This is a genomic window from Streptomyces sp. NPDC096311 (assembly GCF_044763085.1).
Taxonomy (GTDB): Bacteria; Actinomycetota; Actinomycetes; order Streptomycetales; family Streptomycetaceae; genus Streptomyces.
Map to the genome: position 1 here is coordinate 1 of NZ_JBIWFN010000034.1, position 22,023 is coordinate 22,023.

General features: G+C 70.6%; 21 protein-coding genes and 1 pseudogene. 4 read left to right on the forward strand and 18 right to left on the reverse strand.

Translation table 11 applies throughout. The features are described 5' to 3' along the window. The 10 genes and pseudogenes from ACIRA5_RS49315 to ACIRA5_RS49360 form a co-directional block, all read right to left on the reverse strand. Positions 1 to 156: pseudogene (locus tag ACIRA5_RS49315) on the reverse strand (sulfate adenylyltransferase small subunit); the annotation flags it as partial. After that, positions 153 to 725: an adenylyl-sulfate kinase gene (gene cysC, locus ACIRA5_RS49320; protein WP_403703970.1), complete on the reverse strand. Its 573-nt coding sequence runs from the start codon at positions 723 to 725 to the stop codon at positions 153 to 155. The gene cysC and the pseudogene ACIRA5_RS49315, both read right to left, overlap by 4 nt. Further along, the gene (locus ACIRA5_RS49325; protein WP_403703972.1) at positions 722 to 1,468 is read right to left on the reverse strand and encodes a phosphoadenylyl-sulfate reductase; all 747 of its coding nucleotides are present in this window, start codon (positions 1,466 to 1,468) and stop codon (positions 722 to 724) included. Before ACIRA5_RS49325 ends, cysC begins: the two co-directional genes overlap by 4 nt. Continuing rightward, positions 1,465 to 1,644 (reverse strand): hypothetical protein, encoded by a 180-nt coding sequence (locus ACIRA5_RS49330; RefSeq protein WP_079090235.1) that lies wholly within the window; start codon positions 1,642 to 1,644, stop codon positions 1,465 to 1,467. The genes ACIRA5_RS49325 and ACIRA5_RS49330 overlap by 4 nt, the downstream gene beginning before the upstream one ends. Then, entirely contained in the window at positions 1,641 to 3,335 is a 1,695-nt protein-coding gene (locus ACIRA5_RS49335; protein ID WP_403703975.1) for a nitrite/sulfite reductase, read from the reverse strand. The genes ACIRA5_RS49330 and ACIRA5_RS49335 overlap by 4 nt, the downstream gene beginning before the upstream one ends. 136 nt (positions 3,336 to 3,471) lie before the next feature. Then, on the reverse strand, positions 3,472 to 3,555 hold the full coding sequence (locus ACIRA5_RS49340) for a putative leader peptide (protein ID WP_309486338.1): 84 nt from the start codon (positions 3,553 to 3,555) through the stop codon (positions 3,472 to 3,474). 172 nt (positions 3,556 to 3,727) lie between these two features. Further along, positions 3,728 to 4,300 carry a GNAT family N-acetyltransferase gene (locus ACIRA5_RS49345; protein WP_403703978.1) on the reverse strand — a complete coding sequence of 191 codons (573 nt, stop codon included), beginning with the start codon at positions 4,298 to 4,300 and terminating at the stop codon, positions 3,728 to 3,730. Positions 4,301 to 4,658: 358 nt separating this feature from the next. Beyond that, positions 4,659 to 6,038, reverse strand: a complete 1,380-nt coding sequence (locus ACIRA5_RS49350; RefSeq protein ID WP_403703981.1) for a hypothetical protein — start codon at positions 6,036 to 6,038, stop codon at positions 4,659 to 4,661. Between the two features lie 81 nt (positions 6,039 to 6,119). After that, positions 6,120 to 7,526, reverse strand: coding sequence for a GAF domain-containing protein (locus tag ACIRA5_RS49355; RefSeq protein ID WP_403703984.1), 1,407 nt, complete (start codon positions 7,524 to 7,526; stop codon positions 6,120 to 6,122). Positions 7,527 to 7,868: 342 nt separating this feature from the next. After that, complete coding sequence (locus tag ACIRA5_RS49360) at positions 7,869 to 9,503, reverse strand: acyl-CoA dehydrogenase family protein (RefSeq protein ID WP_403703987.1); 1,635 nt, start codon at positions 9,501 to 9,503, stop codon at positions 7,869 to 7,871. 17 nt (positions 9,504 to 9,520) lie between these two features. Here ACIRA5_RS49360 and ACIRA5_RS49365 point away from each other — a divergent pair, with 17 nt between their 5' ends. After that, a complete protein-coding gene (locus ACIRA5_RS49365) occupies positions 9,521 to 10,684 on the forward strand; it encodes a YihY/virulence factor BrkB family protein (RefSeq protein ID WP_403703990.1) in 1,164 nt (387 codons plus the stop codon). An 18-nt stretch (positions 10,685 to 10,702) separates the two neighbouring features. On the opposite strand, the gene ACIRA5_RS49370 is transcribed toward ACIRA5_RS49365, so the two are convergent. Then, positions 10,703 to 11,554, reverse strand: coding sequence for an NAD(P)H-binding protein (locus tag ACIRA5_RS49370; protein ID WP_403703993.1), 852 nt, complete (start codon positions 11,552 to 11,554; stop codon positions 10,703 to 10,705). A 103-nt stretch (positions 11,555 to 11,657) separates the two neighbouring features. Between ACIRA5_RS49370 and ACIRA5_RS49375 the strand changes: the two genes are divergently transcribed. Both ACIRA5_RS49375 and ACIRA5_RS49380 read left to right on the forward strand, forming a co-directional pair. Continuing rightward, complete coding sequence (locus ACIRA5_RS49375) at positions 11,658 to 12,593, forward strand: AraC family transcriptional regulator (RefSeq protein ID WP_403703995.1); 936 nt, start codon at positions 11,658 to 11,660, stop codon at positions 12,591 to 12,593. 10 nt (positions 12,594 to 12,603) lie between these two features. Next, positions 12,604 to 13,290, forward strand: coding sequence for a helix-turn-helix domain-containing protein (locus tag ACIRA5_RS49380; protein WP_403703998.1), 687 nt, complete (start codon positions 12,604 to 12,606; stop codon positions 13,288 to 13,290). Here the strand turns inward: ACIRA5_RS49380 and ACIRA5_RS49385 are convergent. Then, complete coding sequence (locus tag ACIRA5_RS49385; RefSeq protein WP_403704001.1) at positions 13,273 to 13,677, reverse strand: VOC family protein; 405 nt, start codon at positions 13,675 to 13,677, stop codon at positions 13,273 to 13,275. The two genes, ACIRA5_RS49380 and ACIRA5_RS49385, sit on opposite strands and share 18 nt — an antisense overlap. A gap of 199 nt (positions 13,678 to 13,876) precedes the next feature. Here ACIRA5_RS49385 and ACIRA5_RS49390 point away from each other — a divergent pair, with 199 nt between their 5' ends. After that, a complete protein-coding gene (locus ACIRA5_RS49390; protein WP_403704004.1) occupies positions 13,877 to 14,530 on the forward strand; it encodes a ThuA domain-containing protein in 654 nt (217 codons plus the stop codon). On the opposite strand, the gene ACIRA5_RS49395 is transcribed toward ACIRA5_RS49390, so the two are convergent. The 6 genes from ACIRA5_RS49395 to ACIRA5_RS49420 form a co-directional block, all read right to left on the reverse strand. After that, the gene (locus ACIRA5_RS49395; protein WP_403704006.1) at positions 14,527 to 15,573 is read right to left on the reverse strand and encodes a LacI family DNA-binding transcriptional regulator; all 1,047 of its coding nucleotides are present in this window, start codon (positions 15,571 to 15,573) and stop codon (positions 14,527 to 14,529) included. The two genes, ACIRA5_RS49390 and ACIRA5_RS49395, sit on opposite strands and share 4 nt — an antisense overlap. A 190-nt stretch (positions 15,574 to 15,763) precedes the next feature. Further along, positions 15,764 to 17,374: a family 43 glycosylhydrolase gene (locus ACIRA5_RS49400; RefSeq protein ID WP_403704009.1), complete on the reverse strand. Its 1,611-nt coding sequence runs from the start codon at positions 17,372 to 17,374 to the stop codon at positions 15,764 to 15,766. Beyond that, positions 17,371 to 18,294: a carbohydrate ABC transporter permease gene (locus ACIRA5_RS49405; protein ID WP_403704012.1), complete on the reverse strand. Its 924-nt coding sequence runs from the start codon at positions 18,292 to 18,294 to the stop codon at positions 17,371 to 17,373. Before ACIRA5_RS49405 ends, ACIRA5_RS49400 begins: the two co-directional genes overlap by 4 nt. Positions 18,295 to 18,296: 2 nt before the next feature. After that, positions 18,297 to 19,181 (reverse strand): carbohydrate ABC transporter permease, encoded by an 885-nt coding sequence (locus ACIRA5_RS49410; protein WP_403704015.1) that lies wholly within the window; start codon positions 19,179 to 19,181, stop codon positions 18,297 to 18,299. 11 nt (positions 19,182 to 19,192) lie between these two features. Further along, complete coding sequence (locus ACIRA5_RS49415; protein WP_403704018.1) at positions 19,193 to 20,524, reverse strand: ABC transporter substrate-binding protein; 1,332 nt, start codon at positions 20,522 to 20,524, stop codon at positions 19,193 to 19,195. Between the two features lie 378 nt (positions 20,525 to 20,902). Further along, positions 20,903 to 21,991 carry a LacI family DNA-binding transcriptional regulator gene (locus ACIRA5_RS49420; protein WP_403704020.1) on the reverse strand — a complete coding sequence of 363 codons (1,089 nt, stop codon included), beginning with the start codon at positions 21,989 to 21,991 and terminating at the stop codon, positions 20,903 to 20,905. Positions 21,992 to 22,023 lie beyond the last annotated feature (32 nt).

Below are 22,023 nucleotides of genomic sequence, written 5' to 3' on the forward strand. Positions count from 1 at the left end.
GGAGTCCTTGCCGCCGGAGAAGAGGATCACCGGCCGTTCGAACTCGCCCGCGACCTCACGGAAGATGTGGACGGCCTCCGACTCCAGGGCATCCAGGTGCGAGAGCGCGTACGGGCTGCTGTCCGTCTCCTCGGAGACACTGGCGACGGTCGTCATGCGAGACCCCTTTCGGTGAGCAGCGCATGGAGCGCGGCCGCGGACTCCTGCACGGACTGGGTGTGCGACTCGATGCGCAGATCGGGCGACGTGGGCTCCTCGTACGGGTCGTCGACGCCGGTCAGCCCCGAGATCTCCCCCGCGGCCTGCTTGGCGTACAGCCCCTTCACATCGCGCACGGAGCAGACCTCGACCGGCGTCGCCACGTGCACCTCCAGGTACGGGGTGCCGCCGGTCTGGTGACGCCCCCGGACCGCCTCGCGGCTGTCGGCGTACGGCGCGATCACCGGGACGAGCGCCTTGACGCCGTTGCGGGAGAGCAGCTCGGCGAGGAAACCGATCCGCTGCACGTTCGTGTCGCGGTCCTCGCGCGAGAAGCCGAGGCCGGACGAGAGGAACTCGCGGATCTCGTCGCCGTCGAGCACCTCGACACGGTGGCCCTCGTCGCGCAGCCGGCCGGCCAGCTCGTACGCGATGGTGGTCTTGCCGGCGCTCGGCAGACCCGTGAGCCAGATGGTGGCTCCGGTCGTCACTTGCTGCTCCTGGGAGATCTGGGTGGTCGTGGTCATCCGTGCAGCCCGCACTCGGTCTTGGACCGTCCCGCCCAGCGGCCGGCGCGGGCGTCCTCGCCCTCCAGCACACGGCGGGTGCAGGGCGCGCAGCCGACGGAGGCGTAGCCGTCCATCAGCAGCGGGTTGGTGAGGACGCCGTGCTCCGCGACGTACGCGTCCACGTCGTCCTGCGTCCAGCGGGCGATCGGCGAGATCTTGACCTTCTGCCGCTTCTCGTCCCAGCCGACGACCGGGGTGTTCGCCCGGGTCGGGGACTCGTCGCGGCGCAGTCCGGTCGCCCAGGCGTCGTACCTGGTCAGGCCCTCTTCCAGGGGCTTGACCTTACGCAGGGCGCAGCACAGGTCGGGGTCGCGGTCGTGCAGCTTGGGGCCGTACTCGGCGTCCTGCTCGGCGACGGTCTGGCGCGGGGTGAGGGTGATGACGTTGACGTCCATCACGGCCTCGACCGCGTCCCGGGTGCCGATGGTCTCGGGGAAGTGGTAGCCGGTGTCGAGGAAGACCACGTCGACTGGGCTGTCGCCCGGCTGAGCGCGGGAGGCGAGGTGGGCGACGACCGCGTCCTCCATGGAGGAGGTCACGCAGAACGCCTTGCCGAAGGTCTCGACGGCCCACTGGAGGATCTCCAGGGCCGAGGCGTCCTCGAGGTCGCGCCCCGCCTGCTCGGCGAGGCGCTTCAGGTCCTCGGCCGTACGGTCTTCCCGGTCTTCCTGGTCTTCCTGGTCTTTCTGAACCGTCGTCATATTTCGTCCCCTCCGCCTTCGTTGCGCTGAACCCCACGGGCGAGCAGCCCGAGGAACTTCAACTGGAAGGCTCGGTTGCACGCCGCGCATTCCCACGCGCCGTGGCCCTGCTCGCTCGGACGGAGGTCTTCGTCGCCGCAGTAGGGGCAGTAGAAGGGAGCCGCTCGCTCGCTCATGACAGCGACTCCTCGCTCGCACGGGCGGCCCAGGTGGCGAAGCGCTCGTCGTCCTCGCGCTCCGCCTGGAAGCGTGTGAGGACCCGCTCGATGTAGTCGGGCAGCTCGTCCGAGGTGACCTTCAGACCACGGACCTTGCGGCCGAAGCCGGCCTCCAGGCCGAGCGCGCCGCCCAGGTGCACCTGGAAGCCCTCGACCTGCTCGCCCTGGTCGTTCAGGACCAGCTGGCCCTTGAGACCGATGTCCGCGACCTGGATACGGGCGCAGGCGTTCGGGCAGCCGTTGATGTTGATGGTGATGGGTTCTTCGAACTCGGGGATGCGGCGCTCGAGTTCGTCGATCAGGGAAGCACCGCGCGCCTTGGTCTCGACGATCGCGAGCTTGCAGTACTCGATGCCGGTGCAGGCCATCGTGCCGCGCCGGAAGGTGGAGGGCCTGACGGTCAGGTCGAGGGCTTCGAGGCCCTCCACCAGCGAGTCGATCTGGTCCTCCGTCACGTCGAGCACGATCATCTTCTGCTCGACGGTGGTGCGCAGCCGGCCCGAGCCGTGTGCCGCGGCCAGCTCGGCGATCTTTGTGAGGGTGGTGCCGTCCACGCGGCCGACGCGCGGCGCGAAGCCGACGTAGAAGCGGCCGTCCTGCTGGCGGTGCACACCGACGTGGTCGCGCCAGCGGGCGACCGGCTGCTCGGGGGCCGGGCCGTCGACGAGCTTCCGCTCGAGGTACTCGTCCTCCAGGATCTGGCGGAACTTCTCCACGCCCCAGTCGGCGACCAGGAACTTCAGACGGGCGCGGGTGCGCAGGCGCCGGTAGCCGTAGTCGCGGAAGATCGAGATGACGCCCTCGTAGACGTCCGGGACCTCGTCCAGCGGGACCCAGGCGCCGAGGCGCTGGCCGATCTTCGGGTTGGTGGAGAGGCCGCCGCCGACCCAGAGGTCGAAGCCGGGGCCGTGCTCCGGGTGGTTCACGCCGACGAAGGCGACGTCGTTGATCTCGTGCGCCACGTCGAGCAGCGGCGAGCCGGAGATCGCGGACTTGAACTTGCGGGGCAGGTTCGAGAAGTCCTTGTTGCCGATGATCCGGCGGTGGATCTCGTCGATGGCCGGGGAGCCGTCGATGATCTCGTCCTCGGCGATGCCGGCGACGGGCGAGCCGAGGATGACGCGGGGCGTGTCACCGCAGGCCTCGGTGGTGGACAGCCCGACGGCTTCGAGCCGGTTCCAGATCTCGGGGACGTCCTCGATACGGATCCAGTGGTACTGCACGTTCTGGCGGTCGGTGAGGTCGGCGGTGCCGCGCGCGAACTCCTGCGAGATCTCGCCGATGACGCGCAGCTGGTCGGTGGTCAGCCGGCCGCCGTCGATGCGGACGCGCAGCATGAAGTACTTGTCGTCCAGCTCCTCCGGCTCCAGGATCGCCGTCTTGCCGCCGTCGATCCCGGGCTTGCGCTGGGTGTACAGCCCCCACCAGCGCATACGTCCACGAAGGTCGTTGGGGTCGATCGAGTCGAAGCCGCGCTTCGAGTAGATCGTCTCAATGCGTGTCCGCACATTGAGACCGTCGTCGTCCTTCTTGAACTGTTCGTTTCCGTTGAGCGGGGTGAAGTGACCCACGGCCCACTGACCCTCGCCGCGGTGACGACTCACCTTGCGGCGGGGCGCGGCGGCGGGATTCTGCGGGGTGGCGGCCATGGTTGATACGTCCTTCGGGACTGCGGGACAGGAAGGAGAGCGGCTCTCAACTGCGCATATGGGCGCATACGGAAAGTACGCGCGCGTCATTGCGCAGAGGGAGGCAAAAGGGAGAATGTCGGCTGGGCCGGGGCTGTCAGCTCGCCGGACAGATGGCGCTGGACATGCGGCCGAGGTCGACGTGCCGCCGACTCACCAAGGCAATTCCAGTTCCAGACATGACGGAAGCGTGTCACGCGGATCTCGGGCCAGTCCACCGTTATCCATCATGTGGACACCCATGTCCCGAATGGCGAGATGGAGGTGTTGTCGGTCACACGGCTGGGCAGGAATGGACGACCAGGCGGCCAGGTGACCGCCCGATGGCGGGCCGAGGGCCGGCCCGTGGCGGGTCAGATCGCTCGTGCGCCAGGCCAGGGCCCGGGAGCGGCGACCTCCGCCTCCTCCTCCACCTTGGTGTCGAAGAGCTTGAAGCCGCGGCGCAGATAGTTGTCCATCGCGTGCTCCCCGTCCTTGCTGCATGTATGCAGCCAGACACGCTTCGTCTCGGGCCGCTCCGGCCAGCGCTCCGCCAGGTCCCAGGCGCGCGCCACCCCGTACGAGAGCAGGTGTCCGCCGATCCTGCGGCCCCGGAAGGCGGGTATCAGCCCGAAGTACATGACCTCGACCACGCCGTCGTCCTGCGGGTCCAGCTCGACATAGCCCGCGGGTGTTCCCCGGTCGTAGGCGACCCAGGTCTCCACGCCGGGGCGGTTCAGGACCTCCTGCCACTGCGCGTACGTCCAGCTCAGGCGGTCGGTCCAGCGGATGTCTCCGCCCACGGAGGCGTACAGGAAGCGGTTGAACTCGGGCGAGGGGACTTCGGAGCGCACGATCCGGACGTCGCCGTCGGGCGTGATCGCGGGGAGCAGGTCGCTCGACGCGGTCTGCTCCAGGGACCAGGTGGTCACAGTGACGTTGCTCATGGAGGCCAGGGAACCACGGGGCCGCGCCGCGCTCCAAAGCGGGGCGGCGTCGCCGGACGCTGGGATGTGTTCTTCGGCTGCGGGCCCGGCGGGGGCTGGTCGCGCAGTTCCCCGCGCCCCTGGGGCCGGGGCTGCGCCCCGGATCTCCCGCACGCCCGACGTTCTTCGGCTGCCGCCCGGTGGGGCCGTTCGCGTAGTTCCCCGCGCCCCTGAAGACTCCCAGCCCGTCCGGCGTCCGAGGACGAGGCTGTTCGGGCCGAACGGGGGTCCGGGGGCGTAGCCCCTGGCGGGGGCGAAGGGGCGGAGCCCCTGGGGATGGGACGGGTAGGGGCGGCGGGGGCGAAGACCCCCGGGGCCTCTACCCCAGGGACTTGTTCACCGCGGTCAAAGGGACCGCGTACAGGACGCGCTCCGGTGTCGTGTCCGGGTCGGCGCCGGTGAGGCTCCACAGTTCGCCGGTCTCCTGCCAGTAGGACAGGGACGCGGTGTGCTGACCCCAGCAGGCGTAGGACCGGTCCCCGGTGCACTGCACCGCCTCGGCGGTGTGCCCGCTCTGGCGCCACAGCGTGCCGTGCCGGCCACCGCTGGCGGGCGTGTGGCCGACGTACCAGTCGGCCCTGCGCGCCCCGGCCGGCGTGTAGGAGAGGACACCGGACAGCCCGGCGGCCTTGGTCGTGTAGGCCTCGCGTGCGTCGACCCGCCCCAGGGAGTCGCTGGCGAGCAACCCCGCCCGGTCGGCGACGGTGCTGTACGAGTACCGCCAGATCCGGGTCCGCTCCGTGCCGTCGGCCGGTGCGGCCTCGGTGGCGACCAGGCTGTCCGGCGTCGAGGTGCGGTCCAGCGACAGGGAACCGAAACAGGGGTTCGCCCGGGCCTCGCCCGAGCCGCACGTGCCGCCCGCCGGGCTGTACGAGCCGATGGCCGGCAGCACGTACCGGTAGCCGTGCGCGGAGTAGCCGCCCCGCACCTTGCCGATCGTCCCGCTGTCCACGCCCGCCTTCAGGAGGTGGTGCAGGTCGAAGACGAGCAGGGAGTCGTCCTGCCCCGCGCCGTTCTGCGCGGTGACGATCAGCTTGCCCTGGTACCAGACCATGCCGCCCAGCCGGGAACGGACCGCGCCGAAGTCCCTGCCGCCGTCGCGCGGCGCGACCAGCAGCACCCAGCGGTACCTGAGCGCCGCCGGGTCGCTCGCGTCGATGAAGGCGACCCGGGCCAGACCCCGGTCGGTGGCGGAGGCGCCCGCGGCCCGGTCGTCGTGGTTCCAGCCCGCCAGGACGACCCGCCGGTCGCCCCACCGGCCGTCCTGGTCGGCGTCACCGGAGGTGGTGACGGAGGCGGGCGCCCACTGCCGGGTCCGCGCGTCGTCCGAGGCCCAGCAGTACGCGCGGGTGGCGACCGGTTCGAGCGGCAGCGCGGCCCGCTCGGTCCCGGAGCAGTCGGCCTCGTCGCGCATCGTGTGGTCGGCGCTCGCCAACACGCCGGCGACCCCGACGTTCCCGCCCATGTTCCGGCTGAGCGTGCTGAGAGTGTCCCCGGCGACCAGGTTCTCGTGCAGTTGGAGCCTGCTGGTCTCGGCGGCCGAGGTGAGCGGGGTCAGCGCGCCCGGACTGTTGCTGCCCGTGGCCTGGGAGGTGCTGATCAGCGTGGCGGCCGCGGTGAGCGCGAGGGCGGTTCCGGCCAGGGCGGCGCGCAGCGCCTGTCCCCTTCGCCTGCGACGGTGCCTGCCGCGGTGCTTCATGCGTCCTCCCGAGGAAGGCCAACTGCCTCTCATGATCAGAACGTTGACGGAGAGACAGGTGGGGTGGCCTGTGGAGGGATGCTACGTCAGAGAGCCACGCGCCTGGTCAAGGACCCCGGAAGACGGTCCCGAAATACGCTCCTTGCCTCTCGCAGGGGGCATATTCGGCCGGTCGGGTGATGCGTCGGGCCCTGGTGCGGTACAAGGGGGCCCGGGTTTCCGCGCCCTGCGCACCGCCGGCGCCGTCGAGTGGGGGAGCAGGTCCCGGGGGTCCTCCGGGAGCACCAACTCGACCTCCGCGGTCTCGCAGAATCGATACGGCCGGTGTTCCAGGAAGGCCCCGAGATACCGCCGTACGCGCGACATCTCGGCCCGCACCGTCACCGTACGACCGGGGTCGTCGAACAGGTCGTCGGCGAGCCCCGAGGCGCTGCGCCCGGCGGGCCGGACGGCCAGCAGGTACAGCAACTCGGCATGCCGGGGGCTCAGTTCGTGGCACCAGGAGCCCGCTTCGGACGAGACGGTCACCGAGGAGCGGCGCGGGTGCGCCAGGTCCAGGACGATCCGCGCGGCGCCCCGGGGCCCCGGCTGGTCGGCGGCCCGCAGCAGCCAGCCGCCGGGCAGCGGCTCCACCACGCACAGCCCGAGCGTCGGCAGCCGGCTCCGCCCGGGAGCGAGCGCCTTGGGCAGCGCGAGCCGTCCGGTGTACGGCATCCCGGTGACCGCGGCCGTCCAGCCGTCCTGGTCCACGGCGAGGGCGCGCCCGCCGAGCCGGGCGAGCACCGGCGCCGCCACCGCGCGCAGCCCCTCCAGCGAGGTCAGGTGCAGCTCGCGCAGGCGCGCCTCGGCGAGTTTGGCCACCGAGCCGACCAGGGCGAGCGTTGCCGGATGCAGGGTGTCCAGCGGCCCGCTCACGTCCACGACGCCGATCAGACTGCCATCGCGCGGGTCGGTGATCGGGGCGCCGGAGCAGGTCCACGAGTGGTGGGTACGCACGAAGTGCTCGGCGGAGAAGACCTGGACGGGGCGCCGGGCGACCAGCGGGGTGCCCACACCGTTCGTACCGACCACGCCCTCGCGCCAGTCCGCCCCGAGTTCGAAGCCGAACCCGTCGGCCTTGCGCAGCACGGACGCGCTGCCCTCCCGCCACAGCACCCGGCCCTCCGCGTCCGCGACCACCATGATGTGGTGCGCGACGTCCGCGACCGAGAGCAGGCCCTCGCGCAGGACCGGCAGGACGTGCCGCAGCTGTGAGGTCTGGCGCCGCCGCTCGACCTCGTCACGGACCAGTAGCCCGGCCCGGAAGTCGTGGTCGGGGTCGACTCCGCCGCGCAGCATGCGCTCCCAGGACTGCTCGATCACCGGGCGTGGCGCGAGGCGGGCGGGCTGTCCGGAGAGCGTGGCGTCGCGCACCTCGCGCAGGACACGGGCCGCCTGGGCGGCGTCCAGGGCGGCGAGCCGCGTCACGTCGATCGGCGAGTGCGCCACGGAATCCTCCCCCATCCTTCCCGGACGGACGGACCGACGGGTTCGGGACACCTGTGGCCCGCCACTGCCCGGCCCTTTTCGGCCACGGTCGCCCGGGCCCGTACTGACTGCTGTTCTCATAGTGCCGCTCGGCGCCGACGGAGGGACACAGTCCGGCCACAGAGGCCGGAAAAGTTGCAACCCCCTGCAACCCTGGCGAACAGCCGTACGGGGTCGGAAACTTGAGCAACGCCGCCCGTGCGGCGTTCGCGCTCCTCACAACGGGGCCAGAGAGCGGGGGTGGTGCCGTGTCGGCGCAGCACCACCCCCGCGCCCGGTACGGAGACCGGCTCAGGACACGGCTCAGGAAACCGGTCGGGCCCGTTCCACCACCGTGGCCAGATCGAGACTGTGCGGCAGCGTGCCGAAGGCCGAGCCCCAGTCGCCGCCCAGCCGTGAGGCGCAGAACGCGTCGGCGACCTCCGGCGGCGCGTACTGCACCAGCAGCGACCCCTGCAGCACCAGCGCGACACGCTCCGCGAGCCTGCGCCCGCGGCCCTCGATACCGTCCAGGTCGGCGAGTTCGCCCAGCAGGTTCTTGATCGCGCCGTCGAGCCGGTGGTCGGCGCCGCGGGCCCGGCCCACCTCCTGCAGGAACGCGTTCAGCGCCTGCGGCTCCCGCTGGATCGCGCGCAGCAGGTCGAGGGCCTGCACATTGCCCGCTCCCTCCCAGATGGAGTTGAGCGGCGACTCGCGCAGCAGCCTCGGCATGCCGGACTCCTCGACGTACCCGTTGCCGCCCAGGCACTCCAGTGCCTCCACCGCCACCGGGGTGCAGCGCTTGGTCACCCAGTACTTGGCGGCCGGCACCGCGAGCCGCAGGAAGGCCCGCTCGTCCTCGCCGCCGTCGTCGTACGCCGCCGCCAGACGCATCGCCAGCGTCGTCGCCGCCTCCGACTCCAGCGCCAGGTCCGCCAGCACATTGCGCATCAGCGGCTTGTCGATCAGCTTGCCGCCGAAGGCCTCCCGGTAGGTGCAGTGGTGCACGGCCTGCGCCACGGCCTGCCGCATGACGGCGGCGGCGCCGAGCACACAGTCCAGCCGGGTCACCGCGACCATCTCGATGATGGTGCGCACCCCGCGCCCCTCGTCCCCGACCCGGCGCGCCCAGGTCCCGTCGAACTCGACCTCGCTCGACGCGTTCGACTTGTTGCCGAGCTTGTCCTTGAGCCGCTGGATGCGGAACACGTTGTGGGTCCCGTCCTCCAGCACCCTCGGCACCAGAAAACAGGTGAGCCCGCCCGGCGCCTGCGCCAGCACCAGGAACCCGTCCGACATCGGTGCCGAACAGAACCACTTGTGCCCGGTCAGCTCGTAGGTCCCGTCCTCGGCGAGCGGCCGCGCCTCGGTCCTGTTCGCCCGTACGTCACTGCCGCCCTGCTTCTCCGTCATGCCCATCCCGAAGAGCACACCGGCCTTCTGGGAGGCGGGCCGCAGCCCCTGGTCGTAGACGGTGGACGTGAGCAGTGGTTCCCAGAGGGCGGCGAGGGCCGGGTCGGTGCGCAGGGCGGGCACCGCCGCGTGGGTCATCGACAGCGGGCAGCCGTGGCCCGCCTCGGCCTGCGACCACACGACGAAGCCGGCCGCGCGCCTGAGGTGACCGCCGGGACGGCTCCAGGCCGCCGTCAGCCCCGCAGAGACCCCCTTGCCGAGCAGTCGGTGCCAGGCGGGATGGAAATCGACCTCGTCGACGCGGTTGCCGTAGCGGTCGTGGGTGCGCAGCTTCGGCGGATTCTCGTTGGCCAGCACCCCCCACTCCTGCACCTGCGCGGAGCCCGTCGTACGCCCGAGCAGCGACAGCTCCTCGCGTGTCTCGTCGAGAAGTCCTGGATCCAGGTGCCGCTCGACCGCCTCCACGAGGGCCCGGTCGGCGGCAAAGACGTCATATCCGACCAGGGGCGGAGCCTGGTTGGTCACGGTGTGGGTGCTGGCTGCCATACGGATACGGTAAGGACGTGCACCAGGCAAAAGAAACACCTGAACGGTCTCCCGTGGGCCGCTTTCACCGCGCTCGCGCGCTGTACAGGGACGTGTCGAAGCGAAGGACCGCCTGGCTGCTGCTCAAGGACACCATCAACTCCTGCATGGAGTACCGGATCCTGGGGCTGGCGGCCGAGGCCGCCTTCTTCACACTCCTGTCCGTGCCGCCCCTACTGCTGAGCCTCATCGGGCTGCTCGGGTACGTGGACGACTGGACCGGCGCGCACTCGATCGCGAGCCTGGAATCCAACATCATGGAGGCCTCCCGCACGGTCCTCACGGACAAGGGCGTCCACCAGATCGCCGAACCGATCCTTCACGACGTGATGAAGGGCGGCAGGCCCGACATCATCTCCCTCGGCTTCCTCTTCGCCCTGTGGTCGGGCTCACGCGCGGTGAACGTCTTCGTCGACACCATCACCGTGATGTACGGCCTCGACGGCACCCGGGGGATCGTGGCGACCCGCGTGATGTCGTTCCTGCTGTTCATCGTGGCGCTGCTGATCGGCTCGATCGCGCTGCCGCTGATGGTCGCGGGCCCGGACGCGGTGGTGCAGATCGTGCCGTGGTCGGCGACGCTCGTACAGGTCCTGTACTGGCCTGTCGTCATCGTGCTCTCGGTCGTGTTCCTGACCACGCTGTACCACGTGTCCGTGCCCGTCCGCTCACCCTGGGTGGAGGACGTGCCCGGCGCCCTGGTCGCCCTCGCCATGTGGGTCTTCGGCAGCTTCCTGCTCCGTATCTACCTGACCAGCACGGTCGAGGGCCCGACGATCTACGGCTCACTCGCCGCCCCCGTGGCCGTCCTGCTGTGGATCGGTGTGTCCGCGTTCGCCGTCCTCGTCGGCGCCGCCGTCAACGCGGCCATCGACCGGGTCTGGCCCGCCGCCGCCACGGCCGCGGCCCGCGCCGCGAACGAGCGCCTGCGTCAGGAGCAGGCCGCCGAGTACGTGGCCCGCGCCGCCGCCCACCGCGCCGCCGACCCCGACCCCGACGACCCGGACATGCCCTCCGAGTTCCCGGAACGCTGGTCCCGCTTCCTCCCCCCGGAGGACGTGACCTCCCGCCTCCGCACCCACGTCAAGAGCACCCACCACCACCGCAAGAGCAACGACGACGACCACTGCGCCGACGAATAGCACGTTGCGGGCGGAGCATCACCCCTTCCAGGCCCCCGCGCCCGCCGCCTCCCGGGCGAATTCCGCGAAGTCCCGCGGCTCCCGCCCCAGAACCTCCCGCACGCCCTGCGACAGGTAGGAGTTACGCCCGTCGAGCAGGCTCTCGAAGAGCTCGACGAGGAACTCGGCCTCCTCCGCCGGCACCCCGAACCCGGCCAGCTGATCGCCGTACTGGCGCGCCGTCACCGGGAGATACGTCAGCTCACCCCCCGTCGCCGCCGCGATCTCCCCCACCGCCTCCCGGAAACTCAGCAGCCGGGGCCCGGAGACGGCGAGCTCCTGCCCGGCATACCGGTCGCCCCCCGTGAGCACGGCCACCACGACGTCCGCGATGTCCCGCACATCGATGAACGGCTCCCGCACCTCACCGGCGGGAAAGACCAGCTCCCCGCGGAGCAGCCCCTCCACCAACGGCCCCTCGCTGAAGTTCTGCGCGAACCACGCGGCCCGTACGACCGTCCAGTCGGCGCCCGACGCCCGCAGCGCCTCCTCGGCCGGCCGCGCCCGCTCCTCACCCCGCGAGGACAGCAGCACCAGCCGCCGCACCCCCAGCCCGACCGCCTCCCGTGCCAGACCCCCGACCATCTCGGCCGCGTCGGGTGAGCCGACGTCCGTGGGGTGGACGAGATACGCCGCGTCGGCGCCCCGCAGGGTGTCCGCCCACGTCGACCGGTCCGTCCAGTCGAACCCCGCCGCACGGGACGCGGCCCGCACGCTCAGCCCCGCCGCCCGCGCGGCCTCGGCCACCCGCCGGCCGGTACGCCCCGTGGCGCCCGTCACCAGCACCGTCATGTCCCGTACGTGCTCTTCTCGTGCCCTGTTCTGCGTCATACCGCCAGTGAATCGCCGCTCGCGCAGGGCTCCCATCGCCGAGGGACTCATTCCCATAAGCGGACGTCTACGTCCCTTCCCCAGGGACGTCTACGCTGACGCCATGGACGCACTCGCCGGTCTGCTGGAGGGCCCCCGGGCACGCGGCGCCTTCATGATCCGTGCGTGCTTCGACCCGCCCTGGTGCGTGCGCGTCGAGGACCGCGCCCCCCTCACGATCATGCTCGTGGTGCGCGGCGAGGCCTGGGTCGTGCCGGACACGGGGGAGCGCGTGTTCCTGCGGGCCGGTGACCTCGCGATCGCCCGCGGCCCTGACCCGTACACGTGCGCGGACGAACCGGGGACCCCGCCGCAGGCGGTGATCCTGCCGGGCGGCGAGTGCACCTACCCCGACGGGCGGTCCCTGAAGGGCCAGTGGGACCTGGACGTCCGCACCTGGGGCGACCGGCTCGACGGCTCCACGGTGCTGCTGATCGGGACCTACATGATGCGGGGCGAGATCAACGGCAGACTGCTCGACGCCCTGCCGCCGCTGCTCTCCCTCACCCAGGACGTCTGGGACTGCCCGCTCACCGCGATCCTCACCGAGGAGATCGTCCGTGACGAGCCCGGCCAGGAGGTGGTCCTGGACCGGCTCCTCGACCTCCTCATGATCGCCGCGCTGCGCGCCTGGTTCTCCCGTGCGGACGCCGCCGCCCCCGCCTGGTACCGGGCGCTCGCGGACCCCGTCGTCGGCAGGGTGCTGCGGTTCGTCCAGGACGACCCGGCACACCCCTGGACGGTGGCGACGCTCGCCGCGAAGGCCGGGGTGTCCCGGGCCGCGCTGGCCCGCCGCTTCAGCGAACTCGTGGGCGAGCCCCCGATGACGTACCTCACCGGCTGGCGCCTCGCCCTGGCCGCCGACCGGCTGCGCGAGACGGACGACACCCTTGAGGCGATCGCCCGCCACGTCGGCTACGGCAGCGCGTTCGCCCTGTCCAGCGCCTTCAAACGGGTGTACGGGGTGAGCCCGCAGGAGCACCGGACGCGGGCGGCGTAGCCTGTCGTGCATGTACGTGGAGCGGCCTTCCCGGTTGGCGGGCGCCGTCGTGTGGTCCCGTGGAACGTCCTGTTCCACGGTGGGGTCCGTGCTTCCCGACGGCTGTATGGACCTGCTCTGGCACGAGGGGCGACTGTCCGTCGCCGGGCCCGACACCCGGGCGTACGCCCCCGAGGGCGCGGCCGGGCCCTGGGCGGGCGTCCGTTTCTACCCCGGCACCGGGCCGACGTTCCTCGGCGTACCCGCCCATGAACTGCGCGACCTGCGCGTCGACTTGGCGGACCTGTGGCCGGCCTCGGAGGTCCGGCGCCGCACCGCGCGGGTCGCCGCGGCCGCCGACCCGGCGACCGCGCTGGAGCAGGTGGCACTGGACCTGGCGGCTGTCACCGATCCCCCCGACCCGCTGCTGCGGGAGGTCGTGACGGCCCTGGACGCGGGCCGGTCGATCGCGGCGACGGCAGACCGGCTCGGCCTGAGCGCACGCCAGTTGCACCGCCGCTCACTGACCGCATTCGGCTACGGCCCCAAGACCCTCGCCCGCGTCCTGCGCCTGCAACGGGCGCTCGCCCTCGCCCGCGCAGGGGTCCCCTTCGCGGCGACGGCGGCCCGCTCCGGCTTCGCCGACCAGGCTCATCTGGCCCGGGACGTACGGGAGTTGGCGGGCATGCCGCTGGGGGAGCTACTCGGGCGCGGGTAGCGGCGCGAACAGGTCGACGCCATTGCCGTCCGGGTCGTGCACGATCGCGTACCGCATCCCCCAGAAGGCGTCCCACGGCTTGAGCTCGCCGTGGTACCCGGCGCCGACCAGGTCCTCGTAGACGGAGTCGACCTGCGCGGGACTGTCACAGCCGAAGGCGAGCGAGACCCGGCCGCCCCCGTCGGCCGGTGGTCGCCACCCCGGGTGGAACGACCGGATCGTGTCCTCGGTGTCGATCGCCAGCCGCAGCACGCCGGACAGTTCGGCCTCGACGTGCGGCTGGTCCTCGGCGCCCTCGGGGAAGACGAGCCCGAGGCGGCGGTAGAAGGCGAGCGTGGCGGCCATGTCGGAGGCGACCAGGCCGATCACGGCGAATCGTGGAGTCATGGGGACACCGTAGGCAGGGCGCGCGAAGCGGGTCTTGAACGAATCGGACAGAGTCCCTCCGAGGGCCCAAGCTCCTCCCAGGGGTCCGGGGCGCGGCCCCGAGAGGACGGGAGGGATAGCGGCGGCGGGGGTGAAACCGAAATTTTCGGGGCTGTCGTCCCGTTGGGGCGCACTCCACCGCCCGCATAGGCTCGCGCCCATGACCACCCGCGTTCTCGTCTACACCCGTACCACCGCCTACCGGCACGACTCCATCCCGGCCGCCGTCGCCGCCGTACGCTCCCTGGGCGCGACTCACGGCTTCAGCGTCGACGCCACCGAGGACCCGGGCGCGTTCGAGACGCCCCTCGACCCCTACGCGGCGGTCGTCTTCCTCTCCACCAGCGGGGACGTTCTGACCCCGGAGGGACGGACCCGGCTCGCGGCGTACGTCGAGGGCGGCGGCGGGTTCGTCGGGGTGCACGCGGCGGCCTGCACCGAGTACGACTGGCCGTACTACGGCGAGCTGCTCGGCGCACGCTTCGACCGGCATCCGGAGTACCAGCCGGGCAAGGCCGTCGTCGAGGACCGCGACCATCCGGCGACTCGACACCTGCCTCCCGTCTGGGAGTTCACTGACGAGTGGTACGACTTCCGAGCCGGCCCCCGTGGTTCGGTGCGGGTCCTCGCCTTCGCCGACGAATCCTCGTACGAGGGTGGGGGAATGGGCCAGGACCATCCTCTGGTGTGGTGCCGGGAGCAGGGTTCGGGCAGGGTCTTCTACACAGCACTCGGGCATGCCTCGGAGGCGTACGAGGACCCGGACTTCCGTGCGCATCTGCTCGGCGGGATCACCTGGGCGGCCGCACGCTAAGAGCCCGGTACCGGTCCCGTACTGGCCCGTTCCACCAGCCGGGTCGACAACTCCGTTCGCGTGCCCTCCGGTTGATCGCCCGCCCTCAGCCGTACGAGCAGACGCACCGCCGTCGCGGCCATCTCGGAGAGCGGCTGGCGCACGGTGGTGAGCGCCGGGGTGGCCCAGCGCGACTCGGGAAGATCGTCGAAACCGACCACGCTGATGTCGTCCGGGACGCTCAACTTCCGTTCGGCCAGGGCCTGGTAGGCGCCCAGCGCCATCTTGTCGGAGCAGACGAAGACGGCGGTGGGCGGTTCGGGGAGGTCGAGGAGATCCCGCATGAGATGGTGGGCGGCCGTCTCGTCGAAGTTGCCGTAGCGGATGTACTCGGGGCGGTGCCGCAGGCCGGCCGAGGCGAGGGCCGAGCGGTAGCCGGCGACCCGGGCGCTGCTGCACATCTTGCGGCGGTAGCCGCCGATGACGGCGATGCGCTCATGGCCCAGGGACAGCAGGTGTTCCGTCGCAAGCAGTCCGCCCTGCCAGTTCGCCGCGCCCACCGACACGACGCCCGGCGGCGGTTCGTGGACCGGATCGATCATCACGAACGGGATGCGGCGCTGGTCGAGCCAGGCGTACTGCGACGGTGTCAGCTCGGCCAGGTTGAACAACACCCCTGACGAACCGCGGGTGGTGAGCTTGTCCAGCCAGCCCGGCTCGGGGCGCCCGTCCCTCGTCCGGGTCAGCCCCGCCGAGACCACCACCTCCAGGCCCGCCTCGTGCGCCGCGCCCTCCACACCGTGCAGCACCGCACCCGACCAGGAGCTCTCCAGCGAGTGCACCACGAGGTCGACCAGGCCGGGTGCCTTCGATGCCTCGAAGCGGGGTCGGCGCACATAGCCGAGGCGGTCGAGAGCCTCGGTGACCCGGCGGCGGGTCTCCGGGGCCACGTCCTCCCGGCCGTTGACGACCTTCGAAGCCGTGGGCACGGACACCCCGGCCTCGCGGGCGACGACCGCCAAAGTGGGGCCGGCCGTCGTGCTCCCGCTCCCGGTACTGGCCATCGAGGACCGCCTCTCCGGCCCGCCCGAGGGCCATCGAAAGTTTCGCGTCGCGCTGCTGGCGCACAGGCAACCGAGCGACGTATGGTAAGCGCTTCCTACATTAAGCCAGCCCACATGGGGGCGTGAAGAGGCTGGTATTCGCAGGATCGCGCTGGTCAAAACTTTCGAAACATCGAACGCTGACGGAAGGTCACTCGGGAGTGCACCTGAGCCGGAAGCCGGTGAAGTCCGCGGTGAAGGCGGCGTCGACGAGATCATGGGCGCGGATGCCGGCGAACGCGCCGGTGAAACGCAGCCGGGATCCGTAGTCGTCGGACAGCCGGCTGAAGTCGAGCGGTGGTCCGATCGGCGTGCGTTTCCCGTCCCGAAGGAACCAGAACCGCGCGTCGGCGCCGTCGATGCGCACGCCCAGGGTGACCGGGGCTCCCGCGTCGACGTCGACCGGGGCGGTCACTTGTCGGGGACCCTCGGGATCCCGTTCCTGGAGGCTGAGCACGGTACGGCCGGTGCCCTGCCACTGCTGGCCGCGCTGTGGCTCGCCCGCGGGCTCGGCCCAGGTGAGGTCGAGCGTGAGATAGGACTCCGTGTTGTACCAGAGCACCAGGCCGGCGGCCTGGGTGAAGGTGCGGGGGGAAGCCTCGACGGTGACCTCGGCCTCCGCCCGGTGTTCGGTGACGCGTTGGGCGAGCAGGCTCTGGGACCACAGCGACTCGGGGCCCTGACGGCCGCGCAGCCGGATCCAGCCGGGGCGGGCGGTGGTGTCGGCCCAGGAGGGATCCACGTACTCGCGCAGCGTGCTCCATGGCCAGGCCAGGGCGGGGGCCTCAGCGGCGGGCGACGACGGCCGGGTACCGGGACGGGCGGGCACGTCGACCTCGACCGCGGGGTGCCGGCCCCCCTGGCGCAGCCGGGGCCAGCCGTCGGCGTCCCAGGTCACGGCCTGGATCGCGGTCTCACGGCCGAGGGTACAACGCGGGCCGTCCGCGGTCCGCAGCGGACGGGCCGTCAGATGGCTCAGGAACCACTCGCCTTCCGGCGTCTCGACCAGCTCCGCGTGCCCGGCCTTCTGCAACGGCGCTTCAGGATCGTCCCGTGTCGTCAGCAGGGGCAGGCTGTCGAGCTCGTACGGCCCGGTGAGGGCACGGCTGCGGGCCACCAGGACCCCGTGCTCGAATCCCGTTCCGCCCTCCGCGAGCACGAGGTAGTACCAGCCCTCCCGCATCAGCAGCTTGGGGCCCTCGATGAGCCGGTCGTGCTGGAGCAGCAGACGCGTCTCGCCGACCGGGGCGAGCGTGTCGCGGTCGAGCTCGGTCAGGACGATCCCGGCGAAACGCCGTCCCCCCGGACGGTGGTCGCTCTGCATGTTGAGCAGCCACAGGCGTCCCTCGTGGTGGAAGAGGGCGGGGTCGAAGCCATGGCTCGCGATCCGGCGCGCCGTCGTCCACTTCCCGCTGACGTCGGTGGCCGTGGTGACGTAGGTGTCCAGGTCGAAGTAGGCGGTGCCCACCGAGCGCACGATCGAGTAGACAAGCCAGAACCGCTCGCCGTCCCAGCTCAGCGACGGCGCCCAGATGCCGCCCGAGTCGGGAACCCCGGCCAGCGATTCCCCCGGGACCGCACCCCGCACATGCCCCGCGTACTCCCAGCGCGCCAGGTCCCGGGACCGGTGGACGGGGATGGTGGGGAACCACTCGAACGAGCTGGTGGCCACGTAGTACCACTCGCCGACCCGGACCAGTGAGGGGTCCGGGGCGAAGCCGCGGATGACGGGGTTGCGCGCCACGGTCCGGGGTCCGGTCATTTGAGGGCTCCCAGGGTGACGCCGGTACGCCAGTAGCGGCGCATCGCGGTCATCATGATCGCCATCGGCACGATGGACAGCAGCGCGCCGGTCAGGACGAGGCTCGTCAGGTCGACGCCGGACTCCAGCCGCTTGCCGGTCCAGTTGTACAGGCCGATGTTGAGGGTCCAGTTGTCCTCGCCTCGCAGCACGGTCAGCGGGAGGAAGAACGCGTTCCAGGTGTTCACGAAGGCGAGCAGGAACACGGTGGCGCCGCCCGTGGTCATCATCCGCAGCACGATGCTGAAGAAGATCCGCAGCTCCCCGGCGCCGTCCAGGCGGGCCGCCTCCAGGAGTTCGAAGGGGATCGTGGCCTCGGTGTAGACCTTGGCCAGGTACACGCTGAACGGGTTGATCAGACACGGGATGAGCATCGCCCACGGGGTGTCGACCAGCCCGATCTTCGAGAACAGCAGGTACAGCGGGAGGGTGAGCAGGGCGAGCGGGATCAGGAAGGAGCCCACGACACAGGCGAAGACCACACCGCGCCCGGGGAACTCGAAGCGGGCCAGGCCGTATCCGGTGGCGAGGGCGATGAGGGTGCCGCCGAGGGAGCCGACCCCCGCGTACAGGAAGGAGTTGGCGGTCCAGCGCAGGAAGATGCCGTTCTCGTAGGTGAACAGCTGATGCAGGTTGTCCCACAGGTGCATGCCGGAGAACCACAGGCCGTTGCTCTGGTACAGCCCCGTCCGGTCCTTGGTGGCGGCGACGATCAGCCACCACACCGGGAAGAGGCTGTAGGCGCTGGCCAGGATCAGACCGACCAGGAGGAAGCGCTGGCCACCCCGTCCGCGGGAGGCGCCGTCGGGGCGGGTGAGGCGCCGGACGGGGCGCGCGGGGGGCCGCGCGGTGCTGTTTTCGCTCCGCTGTTCCGTCAGCATGATCAGTCGACCTCCTTCGAAGTGAACCGGTAGAAGAGGAAGGAGGCGACGCCGAGGATGAGGGCGAGCAGCACCGACAGGGCCGCGGCGTAGTGGTAGTTGCCCGCGTTGAACGCCTGGTTGTAGATGATCATGATCGGGGTGAAGCTGTCGTCGACGGTCTGCGGCGTGACGTTTCTGAACAGGGCGGGCTCGTTGAAGATCTGCAGCATCTGGATGATGGACAGCAGGCCGGTCAGCACCAGGGCTCCGCGCACGTACGGGATCTTGATGCTCCGCGCGATGCGCACCTCGGAGGCCCCGTCCAGCCGTGCGGCCTCGAACAGGTCGCGGGGCACGCCCTGGAGTGCCGAGTAGATGATCACCATGTTGTAGCCGATGCCGTGCCAGGTGAGCAGGTTGCCGATGGACGGCCAGACCATCGAGGGGGCGAAGAAGTTCCAGTGGAACCCGAAGAAATCGCCCAGCGGTGTCAGCGGGCCCACAGCGGGGCTGTAGAGGTTGATCCACACGATGGCGGCGACCACCCCGGGGATCATGTACGGGACCAGCAGCAGGATCCGGAACCGGCCGGCCGCCCGTGTGGTGAGCGCGTCCAGCATCAGGGCGAGCAACAGGCTGGTGGCGAGCATCAACGGGATCTGGACACAAGCGAACAGGAACACCCGCAGGACGGAGTTCATGAACGCCGAATCGGTCAGGCCGTGCTGGTAGTTGTCCAGGCCGACGAACTTCTCCGTCGCGCCGCCGAGGCCGAGTCCGGACTGCTGTTCCAGGAACAGGGACTGGTAGACGGCGTAGCCGATCGGGACGAGGTACAGGAAGACGAAGCCGAGCTGGAAGGGCACCGTGAAGGCGGCACCCTTCCAGCGCTGGGAGCGGATCATGCGGGGAGCCTTCAGTTCTTGACGTTGATGCCGCGGGACTTGAGGTCGCCCACCGTCCACTCCTGCATGTGCGCCAGCAGGTCGGTGACCTTCTGGTCCTTGTTGATGACCTTGGCCCAGCCGCTCTGCATCTCCGTGAACATCGCGGTCCAGTCAGGGCCGAAGGTCCAGTCGCTGGTGACCGTGCCCAGGCTGTCCGTCACGACCTTCTTGCCCGGCTCGTAGTTGCCTCCGAGCAGCTTGTCGGAGATCGCCTCGCCGACGTACGAGTCGCTGCCGGCCAGCGCGGGCATGACGCCGTTGCCGGTGGTCGGGCTCGCCATCGTCTTGACCGCGCCGTTGTCGGTCGACATCCACAGAGCCGCCTCGGCGGCCTGCCGCTGGTTCTTGCACTGCTTGGTGACCAGGGTCAGTCCGCCGCTCTGGTTGGTCCCGGCCGGGGTCTTGGCCGCCTCACCCTTGAACGTCGGCCACGGCGCCAGCGCCCACTTCCCGTTGGACTTGGTGAAGTTCTGCACCATGCCGGCCATCTGCCAGGTCGAGATCTGCCGGGTGGCGGTGGCGCCGTTGTCGTAGTTGCGCTGCACGGCCGCGTAGTCGGCGAAGGAGAGCTTGGAGTTCAGGTCGTTGTCGATGATCTCCTGGATCGTCTGCGCGGCCTTGAGGGTGCCCGCGTCCTGGAAGTTCACCTTCCAGGCGTTGCCGTCGATGCCGTACCAGTGCGCCCCGGCCTGCATCGCGAGTACCTCAAGGGTGCTCGGGTCCTCACCGGCGTAGTTGGTGACCTTGATGCCGTGCTTCTTCAGTACCTTGCCGGCGGCGATGAAGTCGTCCCACGTCGCCGGCGGCTTCAGGCCGTACTTCTGGAAGATGTCGGTGCGGTAGATGGTGAAGGCGGGCGCGGAACTGGTGGGAACGCCGTAGACCTTGCCCTGCACCTGGGCACCGGCCCAGGCACCGGCGTTGAACTTGTCCTCGCTGGACCCGACGTACTGGGTGATGTCGGCGAGCGCACCCTGCGAAACCCATGTGGTCACGTACTCGGCGGTGTTCTGCACCAGACAGGGGGCGTTACCGGCCTTGACGGCGTTGGTCAGCTGCTTCTGCATGGTCAGCTGGTCGGTGACCTTCGTGTACTTGAGTTTGATGTCCTTGTGGCTTGCGTTGAAGGCTTTGACGACGGCTTCCTGACCGTTGGCCCAGCCCCAGAAGGGGAGGGTGACCGGACCGGAGGAGGACGAGTCTCCGGAGCCGGATCCACCGCACGCGGTGAGCAGGCCGGTCAACGCGAGACCCGCGACTGCGGCGTGGACGACTCTTCTGCGGGGGCTGATGGAGTTCATCTGACCGTGATCCTTCGGGAGGTTGGCGTTCTCAGAACTAGAGGACGGCGGCTCCGCGTTGGCCGGCAACGGTGGCCGGGAAACCGTCGGCTCGCGGTTGCGGGGGGTCTGGGCCAAGCAGAAGCGGTAGTAAGCGGTTGCTGTGGACGGTAGGCCGAGCGGTCAGCCCCAAGCAAGAGGTCTGCTGAAGATTGTTACGCCGAGTTGTCCGTGCGGTGATGCCGGCAGCCGTCGCACGTGCCGACGCCAGGGAGGAACTGCCCAGGCCAGAGGGTGCTTCGGTGGTGACCGCCCGGCTCCCTGAGGGCGCTGTGCACGCCCTTGACGAGCCGCGAAAAACTCTGTGAAAACGCTTACGTAACAGCGCCGCGAAACAGGCTAGACCCGCTGAGCGGGTGGCTGGACGGAGTGCCGTACGACGACATGCGTACCCAGCACCAGGTGCTCACCGTCGCTGCCCTTGCGGCGGCCGGCGCCGCCCTCACGCCGGTCGGCCACCGCCCGCAGGGCGACGCGGCCCATCTCTTCGTACGGGACATGCACGGTCGTCAGCTGCGGAGTGAGCTGGGAGGCCAGTGGGATGTCGTCGTAGCCGACGATCGAGACGTCCTCGGGCACTCTCATCCCGGCCGCGCGTAGCGCCTGCATGGCGCCCGCGGCGACCACATCGGTCCCCGCGAGCACCGCGGTGAAGTCGAGTCCTCGCCGCAGACCCTCCTCGACCGCCTCGTACCCGTGCTCGTAGTCGTATGGGCCGTGCAGTACCAGGCCCGGATCGAAGGTCACGCCATACGCCTCGAAGGCCCGCCGGGCCCCTCTCAAGCGGCCCTGTGCCGTGGTGAGTTCGGCAGGTCCCGGCAGTACCAGGACACGGCGATGGCCCGCGGACAGGAGGTGGCTGGCCATGGCGTAGGCGCCGCCCTCGTTGTCGTAGTCGACCGTCGTGGCCGGTACGTCGCCCTCCAACGGAGGCCTGCCGACCAGCACGAGATGCGAGCCCGCCGCGTCGAGGGAGCGGGCGAAGCGGGCCATCCTCAGCTGGTACTCGTCGAAGTCGTACGCGCCGCCGAGCAGGATCACCGCGGCGACGCCCTGCTGGCGCATCAGGTTCACCAGCGCGAGTTCCCGCTCCGGGTCGTCCCCGGTGGTGCCGACCAGCGAGAGCCAGCCGCGCAGCGAGGCGGCACCCTCGACTCCCTTGGCCACATGCGCGAACGCGGCACCGGTGATGTTGTTGATGAGGATGGCCACTGTCGGAGTGCCGCCGCCGGCGAGGGAGCGGGCGTGGGCGTTGGTGACGTAGTCCAGGTCCCGTACGACCTTCATCACGCGTCGGCGCAGTTCGTCCGAGACCGGATAGTTGCCGGACAGGACGCGCGAGACACTGGCCACGGAGACGCCCGCGCGTTCCGCCACGTCCCGGATGGTGGCCCGGCCGGCGTCGCCCGATGCCTTGCGCTGACTCACCGTAGCGGCTCCTTCGCCGTAGCGACTCCTTG

Coding starts and splice junctions, on each gene's coding strand:
- ACIRA5_RS49360 (WP_403703987.1), bottom strand. CDS start 9,503: ATGGCAGCCAGCACCCACACCGTGACCAACCAGGCTCCGCCCCTGGTC.
- ACIRA5_RS49410 (WP_403704015.1), bottom strand. CDS start 19,181: ATGATCCGCTCCCAGCGCTGGAAGGGTGCCGCCTTCACGGTGCCCTTC.
- ACIRA5_RS49405 (WP_403704012.1), bottom strand. CDS start 18,294: ATGCTGACGGAACAGCGGAGCGAAAACAGCACCGCGCGGCCCCCCGCG.
- ACIRA5_RS49325 (WP_403703972.1), bottom strand. CDS start 1,468: ATGACGACGGTTCAGAAAGACCAGGAAGACCAGGAAGACCGGGAAGAC.
- ACIRA5_RS49350 (WP_403703981.1), bottom strand. CDS start 6,038: ATGAAGCACCGCGGCAGGCACCGTCGCAGGCGAAGGGGACAGGCGCTG.
- ACIRA5_RS49340 (WP_309486338.1), bottom strand. CDS start 3,555: ATGTCTGGAACTGGAATTGCCTTGGTGAGTCGGCGGCACGTCGACCTC.
- ACIRA5_RS49330 (WP_079090235.1), bottom strand. CDS start 1,644: ATGAGCGAGCGAGCGGCTCCCTTCTACTGCCCCTACTGCGGCGACGAA.
- ACIRA5_RS49335 (WP_403703975.1), bottom strand. CDS start 3,335: ATGGCCGCCACCCCGCAGAATCCCGCCGCCGCGCCCCGCCGCAAGGTG.
- ACIRA5_RS49375 (WP_403703995.1), top strand. CDS start 11,658: ATGGACGCACTCGCCGGTCTGCTGGAGGGCCCCCGGGCACGCGGCGCC.
- ACIRA5_RS49390 (WP_403704004.1), top strand. CDS start 13,877: ATGACCACCCGCGTTCTCGTCTACACCCGTACCACCGCCTACCGGCAC.
- ACIRA5_RS49370 (WP_403703993.1), bottom strand. CDS start 11,554: ATGACGCAGAACAGGGCACGAGAAGAGCACGTACGGGACATGACGGTG.
- ACIRA5_RS49395 (WP_403704006.1), bottom strand. CDS start 15,573: ATGGCCAGTACCGGGAGCGGGAGCACGACGGCCGGCCCCACTTTGGCG.
- ACIRA5_RS49380 (WP_403703998.1), top strand. CDS start 12,604: ATGTACGTGGAGCGGCCTTCCCGGTTGGCGGGCGCCGTCGTGTGGTCC.
- cysC (WP_403703970.1), bottom strand. CDS start 725: ATGACCACGACCACCCAGATCTCCCAGGAGCAGCAAGTGACGACCGGA.
- ACIRA5_RS49345 (WP_403703978.1), bottom strand. CDS start 4,300: ATGAGCAACGTCACTGTGACCACCTGGTCCCTGGAGCAGACCGCGTCG.
- ACIRA5_RS49415 (WP_403704018.1), bottom strand. CDS start 20,524: ATGAACTCCATCAGCCCCCGCAGAAGAGTCGTCCACGCCGCAGTCGCG.
- ACIRA5_RS49400 (WP_403704009.1), bottom strand. CDS start 17,374: ATGACCGGACCCCGGACCGTGGCGCGCAACCCCGTCATCCGCGGCTTC.
- ACIRA5_RS49385 (WP_403704001.1), bottom strand. CDS start 13,677: ATGACTCCACGATTCGCCGTGATCGGCCTGGTCGCCTCCGACATGGCC.